This window comes from Saprospiraceae bacterium, assembly GCA_016710235.1.
In the GTDB taxonomy this organism is placed as follows: Bacteria; Bacteroidota; Bacteroidia; order Chitinophagales; family Saprospiraceae; genus Vicinibacter.
This window is the reverse complement of record JADJLG010000001.1, coordinates 615,264-634,826: the sequence shown is the minus strand read 5'-3', so window position 1 is coordinate 634,826 and position 19,563 is coordinate 615,264. Positions and strand designations below refer to the sequence as shown.

General features: G+C 38.2%; 9 protein-coding genes. 8 read left to right on the top strand and 1 reads right to left on the bottom strand.

What is annotated here, in order from left to right:
* Positions 1–54: 54 nt before the first annotated feature.
* Positions 55–696, bottom strand: coding sequence for a murein L,D-transpeptidase catalytic domain family protein (locus IPI99_02605; protein ID MBK7339400.1), 642 nt, complete (start codon positions 694–696; stop codon positions 55–57).
* Between the two features lie 74 nt (positions 697–770).
* Between IPI99_02605 and IPI99_02600 the strand changes: the two genes are divergently transcribed.
* From IPI99_02600 to IPI99_02565, 8 genes are all read left to right on the top strand, one after another.
* A complete protein-coding gene (locus IPI99_02600) occupies positions 771–1,994 on the top strand; it encodes an alpha/beta hydrolase (protein ID MBK7339399.1) in 1,224 nt (407 codons plus the stop codon).
* Positions 1,995–2,011: 17 nt separating this feature from the next.
* Positions 2,012–2,989: a N(4)-(beta-N-acetylglucosaminyl)-L-asparaginase gene (locus IPI99_02595; protein ID MBK7339398.1), complete on the top strand. Its 978-nt coding sequence runs from the start codon at positions 2,012–2,014 to the stop codon at positions 2,987–2,989.
* A 187-nt stretch (positions 2,990–3,176) separates the two neighbouring features.
* A complete protein-coding gene (locus IPI99_02590; GenBank protein ID MBK7339397.1) occupies positions 3,177–3,839 on the top strand; it encodes a response regulator transcription factor in 663 nt (220 codons plus the stop codon).
* A 130-nt stretch (positions 3,840–3,969) separates the two neighbouring features.
* Positions 3,970–7,926, top strand: a complete 3,957-nt coding sequence (locus IPI99_02585; protein MBK7339396.1) for a T9SS type A sorting domain-containing protein — start codon at positions 3,970–3,972, stop codon at positions 7,924–7,926.
* A gap of 235 nt (positions 7,927–8,161) precedes the next feature.
* Complete coding sequence (locus IPI99_02580; protein ID MBK7339395.1) at positions 8,162–11,287, top strand: gliding motility-associated C-terminal domain-containing protein; 3,126 nt, start codon at positions 8,162–8,164, stop codon at positions 11,285–11,287.
* 34 nt (positions 11,288–11,321) lie between these two features.
* Positions 11,322–12,332, top strand: a complete 1,011-nt coding sequence (locus IPI99_02575) for a PorP/SprF family type IX secretion system membrane protein (GenBank protein ID MBK7339394.1) — start codon at positions 11,322–11,324, stop codon at positions 12,330–12,332.
* A gap of 600 nt (positions 12,333–12,932) precedes the next feature.
* Positions 12,933–16,250: a VCBS repeat-containing protein gene (locus IPI99_02570; protein MBK7339393.1), complete on the top strand. Its 3,318-nt coding sequence runs from the start codon at positions 12,933–12,935 to the stop codon at positions 16,248–16,250.
* 25 nt (positions 16,251–16,275) lie between these two features.
* Positions 16,276–19,557, top strand: coding sequence for a VCBS repeat-containing protein (locus IPI99_02565; GenBank protein MBK7339392.1), 3,282 nt, complete (start codon positions 16,276–16,278; stop codon positions 19,555–19,557).
* The last annotated feature ends 6 nt before the right edge of the window (positions 19,558–19,563 follow it).

The following is a 19,563-nucleotide window of genomic DNA, read 5'->3' as shown; positions in this document are numbered from 1 at the left end:
CAATCACAGTATAAAAATACAAAAAAACAGAAAAAAATAACCGTTTATTGTTGATTAGGGTTTTGCGTAAATGTACAAAATACTGCCTTCATTCAATTTGTCCAAACATTGATCCATAATGTCTTGTGGTAAAGCTGGACAACCAAAACTTCTACCCAGTCTTCCATACTTCTTGATATAGTCTTCGCTGACATAATCGGCAGCATGCATGATAATTTCTCTTTTCCTAGCATTGTCGTTCAGACCTTTGTCAAGACCATCCAACAATAATGCGCGTCCATGTTTCGGGCTGATGATTTTGTTGAGGACAAGATAGGCTCCAAGACTTGTTTGAAGACTTTGAATTCTGTTAGAAAACGAGTTGGCAACCAATGTACCAGAATTTCGTCCATGAGCAACCAGAGATGAAATCAGCAGTTTTTTATTTTCTAAGTCAACTAAAAAGAATCTTTTTTCTGAAGAAGGCTTGGTAAAATCACATATTGCCACAATAGGGTTTGTCGGCGCGTATCGTTGCACATAGTCTAAAGTTTTTTCAAATGCCTCAAATGAAAGTAATCCATCTAGACCACAGGATTGATAAGCTAAAGAAATGGCATTTGTTTCAGGCACCTCAATGCAGGGAGTACCTGTTAGAATGTCAGAATGGTGACTATAAAATAATGAAAATAGAGACCAAAAGACTATACCTACCATCGCACAAAAATAATGCTTTCAACGGAATAAGGTGTCAAAGAAGTATCCTAACTTGCAAGTTTATATCAGAAAACATGTTTGCGCAGTTGAAATATATCGTTTTTGCCTTGCTTTTTAACATTTGCCCTGCATTGGCTCAAAGCTGTGACTATTCTGTCGATCATTATTCTTATAGGTTTGTAAAGAATCAATTTGTAGGTATTGCAACAGATTATCTGAATAAACCTGACTCATTGCATGTGGATATATTTTACCCCGTTGGTGATAAAGAAACTGAGCGACCTCTTGTCATATGGTTTTTTGGTGGAGCTTTTGTAGCGGGCAGCAGGGAAACAATGCATAAAAATTGTATCAGTTTTGCACAAAAGGGATTTGTAGCTGTAGCTGCGGATTATCGGATAGGAATGGTAGGAAATTTACTGCCGGTCGATCAAGCAGAAGTGATGAGAGCTGGTTACAGAGCTATGCAGGACGCTAAAGCGGTCGTTAGATGGATGAAGGCAAGAAATGTTTTGGATTCTATAGATGTAGATAGAGTATGGGTAGGGGGAGAAAGTGCAGGGGGATTTACAGCACTTGCTGCTGCATTTGTGGATCAAGAAAAAGAAAAACCAAAGGAATGTGGAAAGTTAGCATCTGTGATCGGGGTAGGGAGACCGGACTTAGGGAGTGTGGAAGGCCAGCTTCATCAGAATGGATGGGACGCTGGAGTGCAAGGGGTGTTCAACTATTACGGCGGGGTACTGGATACCTCAATGATCACAGGCCAGGAGAACACAGCATTGTTTCTGTATCATCAAACAGAAGATCCCGTTGTTGCCTGCGGTGGTAAAAGACCATTTTGGACATTGCCGATCAGCAGTAACTTTCCTATCGCCTATGGGTCTTGCGCTATAACTGAACGACTGATTCACTTGAATTATGGATCTACAAAATGGTCATCTTGGATTTATACAGGGGATCAACATGCTGTTCATGATCAGTTAGCAGTTGACCAATATATGTTGCATGCTGCAAACGCACTACTTTGTAAAAGCATTACAAGTTCTGACCCGTTTAGTAAAATTGAACGGAAAAGCTACACATGGGTCGGAGAGAGATTAGAAATTCAATGGATAAGTACGATATTTGAAAATACAGGAGTTATTTCTATATTCAACTTGACAGGTGCAGAGATTGGCAAATATGCATCTGAAGAAGTTTTAGATCAATCGGATAAGTTACTTCCTGGAGTTTACTTCCTCAGTTTTGAAGGAACTGATGGAGACAGGAAGCTAGCCAGATGGATAAAATTTTAATTCTACAATCAATAATCATGAATCAGAAAAGAAGAGACTTTGTAAAATCAGCAGCAATATTGGGCATTACAACTGGGGTTGTAGCAAAAAGCACTGATGTAGAAATATTAATTCCAAGTAGTAAGGATAAGTTCAAACCAATCACTATCGCTACCTGGAACAATAAGAAAGCCGTTCAGGAAGCTTGGACAGTTATACAAAAGGGTGGTAAAGCAGTAGATGCTGTTGAAGCAGGCGCCAGGGTCCCCGAAGAAGATCCGAAAGATACATCAGTAGGATATGGAGGAATACCTGACAGGGAAGGGAAAGTGACCTTGGACGCCAGCATTATGGATCATAAAGGAAATGCAGGTGCTGTAATGTTTCTGGAAAATATATTGCACCCTATTTCTGTGGCACGACTTGTCATGGAAAAGACACCTCATGTATATCTAGCTGGTGCAGGTGCGCTTCAGTTCGCATTGGAGAATGGATTCAAAGAGAGAAATATGCTCTCACCGGAGGCAAAAAAAGCTTGGGAAGAGTGGCTCGTGAAGTCAGAGTATCAACCCAAAATCAATGCAGAGAGACATGATACTATTGGGATACTTGCCCTGGATCAGGAACAAGATCTCAGCGGAGCTTGCAGCACATCAGGACTCGCTTTTAAGATGCGCGGAAGAGTCGGCGACTCACCGATTATTGGGGCAGGACTTTATGTGGACAATGAAGTTGGTGCTGCTACAGCAACAGGATTGGGTGAGGCGGTTGCCAAAAAATTAGGGGCCTTTTCGATAGTTGAAATGATGCGAAGTGGTAAAGGTCCTGAAACCGCTTGCAAAGAGGCCATTATGAGGTTATTGACCATACCCAATCACAAAGACTTCCAGGTGGGTTACATAGCCTTGACTAAGAATGGTGCTATAGGGGCTTATAGTCTTCAACCGGGATTTCAATATGCCTATGTCCAAAGCGGAAAATTCATTCTCAAAGATGCACCAAGTTTTTTTCAATAAAATTAGAAGATTAAACATTACGTTATTTCGTAATTTGTAATGTTTTGATAATTAATACTATAGGCTTGCGATAAAGCTATTATGTGTAGCACTAAGACACCGTAATTACAGGATATATTAAAGATTTTTATAAGATTTGGCATTGGTTTTGCACTTGCTCTACTGAAGTAAAAAAACCAAGGCTCCAATGAGTGTAATCAGAGTTGGGATTGTTGACGATCATCTCTTGTTCTTACAGAGTTTTGGGCTTCTCTTGAAGAGGCTCAAATTTAAGTCTGAACTAGATATTGTTCTGGAAACTGATAATCCCGAAAAACTGATGTATAGAGGCCAGGATATGGATGTTGTATTTCTGGACCTCAATCTAGGCGAATTCGATGGTCTCGATTACATTCAAAAACTCAAAACTCATTTTCCCGCGCTTCGAATCATTGTGGTTACCATGTATTTGGAAACCAAAATGATGAGAGATGCCATGAAACGAGGTGCCGACGGGTACCTTACGAAGAGATCTTCAGTGTCCGAACTTCAAAGTGCAGTCCAGCAGGTTTTAGAAGGTAAAGTGTATCTCGGTGATGATGTGATGGTAGGTTCTAAAACAGTAAAAACGGAGAAAACTAAAACTGCGAGTTCATTCAACAGATATAATGTAAAAATGTATCTGACGAATCGAGAGCAGGAAATTCTGGAACAAATTGCTGCCGGCAAAAGCAATAAGGACATCGCAGCCGCACTTTACATCAGCAAAAATACGGTGTCAGTACATCGAAAAAACTTGATGAGAAAGTTAGGCGCGACTAGTGTGGCAGCACTGATGAAAATTGCAGGTGAGTTGAATCTCATCGGATAAAAACTTCGTAAAAACTCATGATTTTAATGCATAAGTCTGACTACTCATGCATTGAGATACTGATTAAATTTTGGTAACAATTGTATTTTATAATAAACAAGTATTGCTCAGTCCAAAACCGATTTTTACAATGAGAAAAGAAATTTTTACTCTCGAACATTTTAAAACCAGCTTGACACAGATTTTCACTGAAAGTTTGTTGGTGATTATTTTGTCATTGTTGACTCTGTTAGCATCAAGTGCGCAGTGTCCATTAGCTTGCGACAAAGACGTTCAAGTTTCACTTGATGAAAATTGTAAAGCAGCTATTACTCCTGACATCATGTTGGAAGATATGGGAACTGGTTGCCCATATGATGTTGTCGTTTACAATATCAACAACTTGCCTTTGCCAGATGATACCGTCAGAGCAGCCCAAATGGGTCAGACTCTAAAGGTTGCAGTATTCCTGAATGGGAATCAGTGTTGGGGTACAATCCTAGTAGAAGATAAATATCCTCCTAGGATTGATTGTCCCGACCCGATCACCGTTTACTGTAATGAAACGAATTACAGCATACCAGCGCCTCTGGTATCTGACAATTGCGGTGGTGCAGTATATCAAAAATTAATATCTGACGTTGTGACAGAATTTGACTGCAATGAAAATTTTGCAGGTCTGCGGACGATCACATATTATTACGAGGATGTGAAAGGTAATAAATCAGACACTTGCGCTCAATTGGTGTATTTCAGAAAAATTGATTCTGCAGCTATCGTATGGCCTTTAGATATTATATATGGTTGTAGCAAGCTGGATACAGTGCCTTCACCGAAATCAGCGGGTTACCCTACAGTGAATGGTCAACCAATTTATCCAAAGTGGTCGATTTGTAAAATTGCTGTCACTTATGAAGATCAAGTTATTCCTATATGTGCACACTCATTTAAAGTGTTGAGAAAGTGGACTTATGTTGACTGGTGTTTGCCATCCGGAAGAAATATTTTTACTCATTTCCAGGTGATTAAAGTCATTGATGATGAGGCACCGGACGTGTTGTGTCCATCAGACGTAACATTTAGTACAGATGCATGGTCTTGCACCGGTACAACAGTGATCGCTCCACCGCATATCGTTCAGGAATGTTCTGATAATGTGAAAATTGAAGTGGGTTACAAGCCATATTTGTCACCAACACCTCCGGTATTCGAAGGTTCAAGCATTGCTGGAGTAGTAAAACTTTCAAATGGTTTCTATTCCATCAGCGGATTGCCACTTGGATTTACCTGGGTCATCTTCAGAATAACAGATGATTGTGGAAATCACAGAGATTGTCCGGTAAGAGTATTTATTGAAGATAAAGTTGCACCGGTAACAGTTTGCGATCAGAAGACCATCGTTTCGCTTAGCATAGATACATTGACAAAAGTAGAGGCATTCACATTTGATGACAGATCACATGATAACTGTGGTATCGCAAGATTTGAAGCCAAGAGAATGGACGATGGAGTTCCTTGTTTACCTCAATACAAGAATGGTCATCTATGGAGTGAGTATGTATATTTTTGCTGCGAGGATTACGGCAAGACTTTGATGGTAAATTTGAGGGTATGGGATCAAGCCGGCAACAGTAATACTTGTATGGTACAGGTTGAAGTGCAGGATAAATTACCACCAATCCTTAAAGCACCAGCATGTGTAACGATTAGTTGTGAATATGATTATACAAATTATGATGATTTTGGAAAGGTCGTGAAAGATATTTCTATGCGTCAACCAATCAAGATCAATGATAAATATGCATCCTATTGTAATCCAAATCTGGACGGCTATGTATATGATGGATGTGAGGTTACCATCAAGGTGACAAATACACCAAATCTCCTTTGCGGTCAAGGTACTATTACAAGAAAGTTTGAGGCTACAGACGCGAATGGAAATACAGCAACAGATTACCAGATCATTACAGTCAAGGATTTTACTCCAGGTAATGTGAAGGTGACTTTCCCTGCAGACATAACTTTCTCTACAACCTGTCTAACCAAAGAAGAATTGACTCCTGATAGAACCGGAAAACCTAGAATAGATAGTGCGGATCGTTGCAACAATATGATGACCACAAACGATGATGTAACCTATGTCGCACAACAAGATGCGTGTGTCAAAATTATACGTTCGTGGACGGTAATTGACTGGTGCATTTACGATCCACACAATCCGAAAACAGAAGGAATCTGGAAAGGTATACAAGTGATCAAATTGATCAATCTCACTCCACCGGATTTTACAGAAAGATGTCTTGAAAGAAGTTTTGATGTTACCGGTCCGGGATGTCAAGGTCAGGTTAACTTTATCTACAATGCAAAAGATGACTGTACTGACAGCGCGAATTTGAAGTGGTACCACATTGTTGACATCAATAATGACGGTACTGTCGATCCACTATTTACAGGTCCTGGAAATAATCTCAGCGGCATTTATCCAGTGGGTGTTCACAAAGTGACGATTTCAGTAAGCGATGCTTGCAGCAATGAAAACAGATGTAGCTTTTTGATGACTGTTCGTGATGCCAAGAAGCCGACTCCTTATTGTTTGAGTTCAATAACAACGACAGTGATGCCAAGTACGGAGAGTATAGCGATTTGGGCAAAAGATTACAATTTGAATAGTGAAGATAATTGTACTCCAAAGAATAAATTGAAATACTACTTCCTGGTCAATCAGGTATTCGTGGATTCTATGCTTTTTGATTGTTCTCATATCGGAAAGAATACTGTAAGAATTTATGTGAAAGATGAGGCCGGTAATTTTGATTTTTGTGAAACTGTAATCGAAATTCAGGATCCAAATGGAGTGTGCCAAACAGGCTTGAGCATCCAGGGAAAAGTTACTACAACATCACATAATGGTGTAAATAATACCAAAATGATCTGGGAGCGTAGCAATCCAATCAGCTCGAATTCAAGTACTACAAATTCCCAGGGTTTGTACACTTTTCAAAATATCAGTTCCGGTAAAGATTATGCAGTTAGGGCAGAAAAAACAGGTGATTTTCTGAATGGTGTTACTACTCACGACATCGTGGTAATTCAAAAACACATTTTAGGTATCAAGGAATTTGATTCGCCTTATCAGATGATCGCAGCGGATGCCAGTAACAATGGTCTGGTTACAGCTTCAGATATTTCGGCGATAAGAAAGATCATATTAGGTGTAAGCAAAGACTATCCAAACGGACAAGCTTCTTGGAGATTTGTTCCTGTAAGTTATGTTTTCCCCGATCCTAAGAATCCATTCCCATTTGTGGAAAAAATCAACTTTATAGGTATCAGTTTAAATCAAACGGCTGCAGATTTTTATGGAATAAAAATTGGCGATTTGACAGGCAATGCAGATGCAAGCAATTTTGGAAATCATCCAGAACAAAGGACGGCAGAGACATTAGATTTGGAATTGATGATGAATTCTTCTCATGCAAATTCAGAGTTGAGCTTTCCTGTAATGAGTATGGCAAAACAGGTGATCAGCGGTTTCCAAATGGCCATACAAATTGATCCAGCCAAATATGAGTTTCTGGGATTAAATTCCGGAGAGCTTACAATGAGCGATGAAACTTATCACTATGCTGATGGTGTGTTGAGAATCAGTTATATTGCTCCAGGAACAGTTGAGTTGAATAAGGGTGAAAAAGCCTTCTCATTAATCTTGAGATCAATAGGATCCCAGTTCAACCAAGCTTATGGCATTGCTTTGAGCAAATCTGAAATCGGAGCTGAAGCTTACAACGAATCTGGAGAATTGATGAATCTCAATTTAATGATCAGGAATTCAGATAAATCGGCCAACAAGTATCAGCTGATGCAGAATCGTCCAAATCCATTTGCGGATGAAACAAACGTTGAGTTTTTGATTCCTACGCCTCAGGAAGTTGAATTTGTTGTATATGGTGCTAATGGTAAGGTGGTTTTCAAATCAGCTCAAATGTTTAAAGAAGGTTCAAACGTGATACATTTGACCAAGCAAGATTTTGGAGGAGAAGGTGTGTTCTACATTCAAATGAACACCAATGAATATACTGAAACTAAGAAAATGGTTCTTATCAGATGATAAGGACTGAGTAAATGCAGTGTTATTTTGCCTGGAAATGGAGACAACATTTCCAGGCTTTTTGCATTATACTCTTGGTTTCCCGTCAATTTGCAAATCCATCTATCAAGCTCTTACACCTGTTCGGATCTTAATTTATAGTGTTTTAAATATTAAATATTTATTTTATACATATTGTTTATTAGTGGATTGTTCCTATCTTTGTCTTAGGAATGTCTCCCAAATTCAGTAATTTATGAAAAAGAGAATCTTAGGAATCTTAGTGTTTTCCACACTTTTCGGAACTCAAATTTTTGCTCAGTGGGGCCTTACTTTTCAACAAACCACCGGGAATAAAGGTGATTTGGTGACAGTGAGCGTTTCAGCCCGAAACTTCAAGGATATTATTGCTACCCAGTTTGGAGTCGCTTACGATTCCTTGGTATTGGCCTTTGATACCATAGTGGATCAATCCGTTGAGATGAGAAGTATAGAAAATTCAAGCCACAAGACAGCTCCAGCTGTTAAAAATGGTCAATTAACCTTTTCTTGGAATGAACCAAACTTTAATCCTGTTACGATTGCGGATGGTACTAAATTGTTTGGTCTTCGTTTTAGATTAATCGGAAAAGAGTGTGATAGTTCTGCAATCAGATTGACTGCAGGGACTATTGCAAGGATAGAAATCCTCGATAAAAACGAGAAAGAAGTCCCGGTGGACTCAATTTCAGGAATTGGCAAAATTAAAATTTTGGGACCAAATTGTCCAGGCAGCTCTGGAGGGAATGAACTCATCATCACCGGTTCTCAAGAGACAACCGGAACCGGAGGAGTAGCTTGCATTAAATTTACTGTCAAGAACTTTAAAAGCATCCTCAATGCCCAAGGATCAATCCGTTGGGATCGGAATGTGGCAAAGTATAATAAACTTCAAGCTATAGCACTCAACAATCTCACTTACAATCCTTTAGCTGATAGTTCGGGGCTTGTATTTGTGTGGGATGATGGTACTGGCGCCGGGCTGACCTTACCTGATAATCAAGTAATCTTTGAACTGTGTCTGACAGCAGTAGGAAACGTAGGTGCAAGTACCGATGTTAATTTTTCGAGCAATCCTACTTTATTGGATTTTGTGGATGTAAATAATAATACTGTTCCTGTATCTCTTACAGCTGGTAAACTTACGATCACACAAGCTTCGAAGCCATTAAAAATATATACCTCGTTGGATACGACTGCTGTAGGTTCAGAATTTTGCATTAAAGTTAAGGCTGATGGGTTCACCGATATGGAATCATTTGCTTTTGGAATCCGTATTGATACCACAAAGTTGATCATGAAACAGCCTTGTGTTTTGTCACCTAATAACTTACCTAACTTTGGGTGTGGTGCAATCAATCGTGTACCGGGTGAGGATATCGTTAGGGTTGTTTGGAACATTGCTACAGCAAATCCATATACAATCCCAACTGGAGGTACTTTATTTGGACTATGTTTTGACGTCCAGGGTCCTTGTCCTGACAATACTACACCAAGGATTACTGCTTTCGGTGGGACATTTGAGTTTGAGGACAATGCTGGAAGTAATTTTAATATAAGTGTTTCAGACGGATTGGTCACTATAAATTGTGCTTCTGCTCCACTTACTGTTACCCGAAATTCAGTTTCAGGAGAAAAATGTTACAAAGCTTGCAATGGTGCAGCAAATATGACAACCACCGGAGGAAGGATGCCATATGCCAAGTATGAGTGGATACCGACTACAGGGGGATCTTCAGTTTCGAATGTAGAGGACCCGACTAACCTTTGTCCTGGCAGTTATAGATTGAGAGTAACTGATGCAGATGGAAAAATTGCTATTTCAGATATCGTTACGATCAGCGCGGCAACAGAAATTCTGCCGAATGCCAGCATTACCCACGAGAATATTGGGGGTGACGGTGCTATTACATTGAATCCTAGCGGCGGAATACCGGGATATACATTCGAATGGGTGAAATTACCGGGTTCAACAGTATTGTACACAACACAAAATATTGCTGGAGTACCTTGTGGAAATTATGCCTTGAAAGTTAGTGATTCCAGATCTTGTGTAAAACGAGATACGTTCAGAGTGGACTGTGCATCAAAAGTCTTGACTTTAGACTCAATCAGAGTAACAACTGAGATAAAATGTTTTGGAGAATGTAATGGATCTGCAAGGGTATATGTATCAAAAGGTACAGGAACACTCACCTACAAATGGGACGATAGTGCTGGTTCTGTAACAAATCCGGTCAATAATTTATGTGCTGGAACGTATCATGTTACAGTTTCAGATGCTGCAAGTAACTCAATCACAGCTACCATTGTTGTGTCAGCTCCACCTAAGATCAATTTAGTTGCAAATAATATTTTACCTTCCAGCGGATCAGATGGTGCTGCTGATGCATCAGCTTCCGGTGGAACCCCAAGTTACAGTTATGTTTGGAGAGATTCACTCGGTAATGTAGTGAGTGGAGCTTCAGCATTGAGAAACGCATTTCCGGGCCCATATTCACTTTGTGTGACTGACGGGAATTCCTGTATCCAATGTTTGGAAGTCATCATTCCAAGAAAATCAAATGGAGGAGGCAATACAATCAGCATCAATCCTGTAGTAGATAACAAACCAGGTGGAAGCGGTGTGACGTGCTTCGGTGTTTGTGATGGGAAAATTATATTAAGTCCATCAGGTGGGGCCACTCCTTATTCTTATAAGTGGTCGCATAATGCTACTTTAAATAGCAATATCGCTGATGGGCTGTGTTCGGGTAATTATAAAGTGACGGTTACTGACGCCACAGGAAGTTCAGCTGTGAGCAACAGCATCAACATTTCATCTCCAGGAAAAGTCTCCATCTCCTTGCGTCGAATAAGCTGTGCAACCGACGAGAGTACAGCGGACGGTAAATATGAGGCTTTAATTACTGGAGGTACTTCACCATATACTTTTTCTTGGTGCAATGGTGAAACAACAAGCACTGCGATTGCTCTTGAAGATGGAAGATGTGATCTTTCTGTAACGGATGTAAATGGTTGTCAATCTTCTGAATCATTTGTAGTTTGCGTTACAAGTCCTAATGCAGAATGCTTCAAAGGGTTGTTAGCCATTTCTCCTAACAATGATGGTCTGAATGATCGAATGACGATCAGTTGTGCTCAGGATTATGTAAACTACCTCAGTATTTTTGACCGCTGGGGAAATTTAGTTTTTTCAGCATCAAATTATATCGATCAGTTTGAAGGTATTGATAATGATGGTAATGAATTGAACGAAGGAACTTATATGTGGGTCATGAAAGTCACTGAGGGTAGTAAAAATGATGTTTACTACAAAGGAACTGTCACCATAGTGAAATAATTTTAAACAATTTAATCATCAGAAATCGAAAGCGATGAAAATAAATTTTAAAAATATAGGAATAGCTGCATTATTTGTATTATCAGCTATTACGAGAAACTCTGCACAAGATTATGCTGTGGCTCTCAAGACACCTGCTGTGTACAACCACTACCATTTGAATCCATTTCTTGTGAATCCTGCAGCCACTGGAGCAGATGGTGTTTCTACTATATTACTCAATTATAGAGACCAATGGGCTGGATTTCCGAATTCTCCAAAGGGATTTACTTTAGGCATCAATGGAGCTCCAGTAAACAATATGGGAATTGGGGGTCTCATATATAGTGAGAATTATGGTGTTGCAAATCGATTTATTGGACAAGGAAATTATGCATATCATTTTAAGGCAGGATCAAATGTGTTTTCTCTGGGCTTAGCCGGTTCTTATATACAGTATAGCCTGGATAATGACGTCATTACTGACCCTCAGCATCAGGGAACAGATCCGACGATCAACGAAGCACTCAATGGAGAGAAATATTTTGCTGCGGATTTGGGATTCAATGTCGATATAGCGCAAAAGTACTTTTTAGGTGTTTCAATACCTCATATCGTTGAAACAGCACTCGACAATAAGTCCAGTAGCACATCAAATACCGGTAATGCAGATCGTCCTGTGAATTTTTTCGCGTTGCTGGGAGCAAGATTCAAATTGCCTGATTACAGGATGGTGCTTGAACCGTCTGTAGGGTTGAAAAAAATTAGTGACGTACCTTTCGGTACAGATGTAAATATCATTGCGAAAATGCTGGACGAAAAATTATTCGGAGGATTTACTTATAGTTTTGGTCCCTCCTCACACAGACTTGTGTTTTTAGGAGGAGTGAGATTAGATAAGTTTAAATTTTTCTATTCATATGATCAGTCATATGCTGATTTCCAGGGATACAACAATGGTTCTCACGAATTAACACTCTCGGTAGACTTATATAAATTGAAACCGAAAATGATGAAGCAGGAACCAATGCCGGAAACGGCACCTCCTTCAATGGAAAATAAATAATTTTTTATCCAAGGATTCAAGTCAGGAAACCTTCTAAGGGAAGTAAAAAAATATTGGGAATTCATGTAGTTCTCAAAGTAATGAATTTTTAAGTCCTCTTATTTGAGGTGATATTCGTCAGTAAATCTTCTTTTCCATTTGAAAAAAGATGATTTAGTTCATGTATTTAGTTTGTAAATAATGATGCATGAACCATTCCACGTCAATAGCCAGAATTATACATTATTTGAATTTTGGAACATAGGTGTTTTCCTTTTTGGTTGCTACTTTATTCCCGAGTTCCAAAATTTAGATTGGAGCAACGAACAAGGCATTCTAAATCAATAGTTTACCTTGTCAATGATATATACTCTTTTGTCTGTATGTATAAAAATATTGCATTCAGGGTTTTATTAATACTATAAAATTTTATATATAACACCTTTTAAATTTCCAGAAGAAACATTATAATTTAGAGCCGCTCTGCAGTTTTTCATGGCTTTCAGTGATGGATTTACTTCATAAAGCAACTATAATCCGCGTTCCGAAATCCATTTGCAGTTTATAAACCAATCAATTTTTTAATTATTGGAAATTTTAATTAATACATATCATTATATCATGGAAAAGGAAAAAGTGATGCTATACACTTTTTCAGCTACTTGTTTTTTGGCTTGTATATCATGCAGCCTAGAAAAACAAGTTCACTCTGAAAAAATGTTTTCTTTAATACCTGCTTCTGAATCAGGAATTTTCTTTAAAAACGCTATCGTAGAAAGGCCGCAAGATTTTCAAATTGAATTGGCTTATCTATACAATGGAGGCGGGGTTGGGATAAGTGATTTTAATCAAGATGGACTTCAAGATATATATTTTACTTCCAATCAAAGCGGTGATAAATTGTATCTAAATCTTGGCGATTTTAAATTTAAAGATGTAAGTTCCAGTGCGTTAATCAACATATATGGTGGTTGGAAAAATGGTATTGCCATTTCTGATGTAAATGGTGATGGATTGGATGATATCTATGTCTGCCGAGGAGGCTCATTTGAGAACACGGCTGATAATGAAAATTTGTTGTTTATCAATCAAGGAAATTTAACATTTATCGAAAGTGCAGCAAAGTATAATATCAATGATCCGGGAATTTCTATTTCAGCAGTATTTTTTGATTTGGAAAATGACGGTGACCTTGATTTATATGTTACGAATCGGCCAAATACATTCGATAATAGTTTTGTAAACCTTGTGAAAGGAAAGGAGGAAAATAATCGATTTTACTCTGATCAATTGTATAGAAATGAAGGGGGTCAAAAGTTTACAAATATTACTGCGATAGCAGGACTACAACCGAATTATGCATACGGTTTGAATGTAATCGCAGGTGATATAAATGATGATGGGTACCAAGATTTGTATGTGTGTAATGATTTTGCAGAGAACGATTATGTTTATATCAATCAAAAAAATGGAACATTTAAACATTCTGAGAAAAATATTGCGAACCATATTTCTTTTAGTTCTATGGGAGCAGATATTGGCGATATAGATAATGACGGTCGGGAAGATATTTTTATTACTGAAATGAGACCTGAAGATTACCGACGAAGTAAAACATCTATGCCTGCAATGAACCCTGCTGTATTTGATAGTTTGAGAATGTATGGCATTGCCTTTCAATTTATGCATAACACCTTATTATACAATCAGGGCAAAGGATACTATAGTGAAATTGCCCATATGTGTAATTTAGATAAAACGGAATGGTCATGGGCGCCATTGATCGTAGATTTAAATAATGATGGTCTGAAGGATCTATTTGTAGCAACTGGTCATAAAAGGGACGTAATGGACAGAGACGTGGATGCATTAATTCAAGAATTCAAGAAATCAAAAACTCAATTTAATTCTATTGATGATCTACTCAGCAAGCTCCCAACTATAAAAACTACCAATTACATTTTTGAGAACAAAGGTAATTTCACTTTCTCCAAGGTTATGAAAGATTGGGGTATGGATCAGATCAGTTTTTCCAATGGTGCTGCTGCTGCTGATTTGGACAATGATGGTGATTTAGATCTTGTGGTAAACAATGTGGATGACGATGCTTTTCTGTACAGGAATAACAATAAAGAGCAAAATAATTCTATTCGAGTTAAACTGGTAGATTATCCTGGTAATAAAGACGGATTAGGATCTAAAATACAATTGGAAGAGGACAAAAGTCAATATCAATTTGCTTCCGTACGTAGGGTGAGAGGATATCTGTCCTGTACTGAGGAGTACACTCATTTTGGGATAGGTAAAAAACAAAAAGCAAAAAGCATTAAGGTCACCTGGCCTGATGGTAGGGTTTCTGTTGTTAAAGATCCGGATGCAAATAAGGTTCATTTGATTTCTTATTCTAAGTCCAAAGCACCAAATTCACAAGTCCCTACAAAGCAAGTGTTATTTGTAGATCGGAGTAAAGAAGATTTAATTCCGGTGTTTCAGCACAAGGAGAATGATTTTAATGATTTTCATAAGCAGATTCTGTTGCCTCATCGTTTATCTAGACAAGGAACGGAAATTAGCGTAGCAGATTTAAATGGTGATAAGCTGGAGGATTTCTTTATCGGTAATGCAAAGGATGCTGAAGGAGCTGTTTATTTCCAAAAAAACCAAGGTAACTTTGAAAAATCCGTTCAATCTGATATTAGTAAAGACAAGGCGTACGAAGATATTTCGTCTGATATCTTTGATGCAGATGGCGATGGTGATATGGACCTATATGTTGTGTCGGGCGGTACCGAGTTTCCACAGGGTAAGTTTTATCAAGACAGACTTTATCTCAATGACGGCAAAGGCTTTTTCAAAAAGTGTTCCGAATGTTTACCACCAATTACGGAATCTGGAGGAGTAGCTATTCATTTTGATTTTGATTTTGATGGCGACATGGATATATTGAGAGGAAGCCGAGTAATACCTGATAAATACCCGTTTGCTCCCAATTCATATCTATTTGAAAATAAGGGAAATGCAAAATTTAGGGATGTAACAGTTTCCAAGGCGCCTATGCTTAGGAATCTGGGAATGGTGACAGACGCGATGCAAGTGAATTCGCTGATAGAAAACAAACCTACGATTGTAGTTGTAGGAGAATGGATGCCTATTAAACTATACAGTTATTCAGCAGACGGATTAAAGGAAATAGATGCAAGTCAATTCGGATTTAACAATTCAGTCGGTTGGTGGAATTGTATCATTGCAGATGATCTGGATAATGATGGTGACGTTGATATGTTTGGAGGAAATTTAGGTGAGAATTATAAGTTTCACACTTCGATAGAAAAACCCTTTTCAGTTTATTGCGACGATTTCGATCAAAACGGCACATATGATGTAGTGCTTGCCAAGTACAATAACTCAGAATTGGTACCTATCAGAGGTAAACAATGTAGCCAGGAACAAATGCCATTTATAAAAACCAAATACCCTACATATAAATCCTTTTCTGAAACAAATTTGCAAGGCATTTTAGGCGATAAGATGAAGTCTGGAGTACACCACTCAGCACAAACCTTTTCAAGCAAACTTTTTCTGAATAATCAAGGAAAGTTTGAGTCTATTCCTCTGCCCAAGTTAGCTCAGATTTCTACAATACAAGGAATCGTCATCCAAGATTTTGATCATGATGATGAAAAAGAAATTGCAGTTGCAGGTAATTATTTTCAAGTCGAAATTGAAACTACCCCGGCAGATGCTTCGATTGGATTAATGATGAAGTATAAGGATGGTAAATTTTATTGTGTTGATAATTCGGATTCAGGTATTTTTCTTCCAAGAGATGTTAAAGATCTGAAGCAAATTAATATTGCAGGGGATTATGCACTTTTAGTTTCAAATGATGACGAACCTATGCAAATATTGTATCCAAATAAAAAAATAAATCTCAAATAGGATGAAATTCAATTTTAATCATTTAATGAAGTATATATTAATATTTGTTTTTATTGTTGTCTATTCTTGTAAAAGAGATGCCTCAGCGCCACAATCAAATGAAGGCAGTAAATTGTTTACATTTATAGATCCCAAAGAATCAGGTATCACATTTGTCAATAAGTTGACTGAGGTTCCCGATGAACACATCTTCAATTTTAATTATCTCTATAATGGAGCAGGTGTTGCGATTGGAGATATTAACAATGATGGATTGCAAGATATTTATTTTACAGGTAATAGAGCAGAAGATAAGCTTTATTTGAACAAAGGTGATTTTAAATTTGAAGACATCTCTCAAAAATCAGGTATTGCCGCATTTGATGGTTGGAAGAACGGAGTAGTGATGGCGGATGTGAATGGTGACGGCTGGCTGGATATTTATGTCTGTCGAGGAGGATTTAAAAATGACCCTAAGAAAAATACAAACTTACTTTTTATCAATAAGAAAGATGGAACATTTTCTGAAGAGGGCACAAGGTATGGTATAGGGGATCCGGGATTTTCCATGACAGCTTCATTTTTTGATTTTGACAATGACAATGATCTTGATTTGTATGTAGCAAATCGACCGGATAAGTTTTATCTGGACATCCCTGCCGTCATGGCGGGCAAAAAGAATCCCGGCTTATTGTGTGGAGATCATTTATTCCGGAATAATGGAGATAATTCATTTTCAGATATCTCAGAAACAGCTGGGATCACGAACAATTATGGATTTGGCTTAAGTGTGACTACCGGTGATCTTGATCAGGATGGCTTCCAGGATATATATGTTTCGAACGACTTTATCGAAAATGATTATTATTATCACAATAACGGAAATGGTACATTTACAGAATCGATTAAGAAGATTTCGAGACATACACCTTTTTATTCTATGGGTACTGATTTTGGAGATTTAAATAACGACGGCTTTGAAGAAATATTTACTGTAGAAATGCGCCCGGAAGATTATAAACGATCCAAAACTTCAATGCCTGTCATGAATCCTAAACAGTTCGATACCATGAGGATTGTAGGAATACACGAACAATATATGCATAATGCGTTGCAACTGAACAATGGCAATGGATCATTTTCTGAAATTTCGCAATATTCTGGTGTCGACAAAACCGATTGGTCATGGGCTACATTATTGAGTGACTTCGATAATGATGGGTGGAAGGATATTTTCGTAGCTAATGGGATAAGAAGAGACTTGTATGACCGCGATTCTTATGGTAAGCTAATGTATGATTTACAGCACAATAACAGTAAGAAAAGTACTGAAGAAATTTTATCAAATCTTCCTGCCGCAAAAATTGTAAATTATGTTTTTCAAAATCAAAAGAACCTAAAATTCAAAAAGGTGATGAATGATTGGGGAATTAAGGAACCTAGTTTTTCAAACGGGGCTGCTGTAGCCGATTTAGACAATGATGGAGATTTGGATTTGGTTGTCAATAACATTCAGGATCCGGCATTTGTATATAAGAACAATTCAAACCAAAATTACTGTCGACTAGCTCTTGATGGACCGGAGAAGAATAAATTCGGAATTGGAGCTAAAATAACCTTGAAAACACCGGAAGGGATTCAATATGCTGAAGTGCGTAATGCCAGGGGATATTTATCCAGTTCGGAATATATAGTTCATTTTGGTTTAGGAGATCAGAAAACAGTCAATGAAATTATTGTTAAATGGCCTGACGGGAAAGTATCGGATCTCAAAGAACCGGCTATAAATAAAGTGCTTAGTGTAAAGTATTCTGAATCCGAGAATGAAGCAAAAGATGGTCAGGGCAGTGAGTTGCTCTTTGTAGACAAAAGTGACGTCATCTCCCCGGCATTTACACATAAGGAAAATATGAATTTTAATGATTATAAAGTTCAGGTGTTATTACCTCATCGATTGAGTAGATTGGGTCCGAAATTATCTGTAGCGGATGTAAATGGAGATGGAAAGGAAGATTTTTTCGTGGGTGGGGCAAAAGATCAGTCAGGGGCTATTTATTTTCAAACTGAGAATGGTTCTTTCAGTTTGAGCAAACAAGCGGCACTGATCGCTGATAGTAAGTATGAGGACCTTGGCTCGGGTTTTTTTGATGCCGATAATGATGGTGACGTGGACTTGTATGTAGTTTCAGGTGGGACAGAATCAAGTGAAGGTGCAAACTATCAAGATAGATTGTATTTGAATGATGGCAAAGGGAACTTTACGAAATTTGCTAAAAATTTGCCGACAATCATTTCAAGTGGCTCTTGTGTGAGTTTCATTGATTTTGATGCTGATGGAGACCTCGATATATTTAGAGGCGGAAGGACAATTCCTGACAAATATCCATTTCCTCCCCGTTCTTATTTTTTGAAAAATAACGGTAAGGGAGTATTCGAAGATGTAAGTAATATAGTTGCGAAGGAAATTATGCAACTTGGAATGATTACTTCAACATGTGTAACTGACCTTAACGGTGATAAAATTCCTGAATTGGTCTTGGCAGGAGAATGGATGCCAATTAAGATTTTTGAAATAAAGAATGGTGTTTTCGTAGAAAGCGCATTGAGCCAACAGTTAAAGAATACTGAAGGATGGTGGTATAGTTTGTCAAATGCGGATCTGGATGGTGATGGCGATCAAGATTTACTTTGCGGCAATCTAGGAGAAAATTATAAGTTTCATGCAAGCGTAGAAAAGCCATTCCAGGTTTATGGAAATGATTTTGACCACAACGGCAGCATAGATATTGTCCTGGCGAAATATAATGGTTCGAATTTGGTTCCTGTGCGGGGAAAACAATGCAGTGGCGAGCAGATGCCTTTCATCAATGTAAAGTTTCCTTCTTTCAATGCATTTGCCGACGCAAAACTAGAGGATATTTATGGTAAAGGACTGGATTCAAGTGTACACTATTCCGCAAAACTATTTGCCAGTGTCGCATTGATGAACGAAGGTGGTAGTTTAAAATTAGTTGAATTGCCAGGTGAAGTTCAATTTTCAACAGCTCAATCCATTCTGTCGGCTGATTTCAATGCGGATCAAAAGTTGGACTTATTTGTAGCAGGAAATCAATATGGTGCAGAGGTCGAAACGACAAGAGCTGATGCCAGCATCGGTGCTTTTTTTCAAGGAAATGGCAATGGCAGTTGGAAATTTATTCATCCTTCTTCATCTGGAGTTTTTCTTCCCTATGATGTGAAAGATGCAAAACTGATTCATGTTGGTGGGACAAAGGCAGTTTTAGTTTCAGTGAATAATGGAAACCTTAAGTTGTTGCAATGGAAATAAATTTCA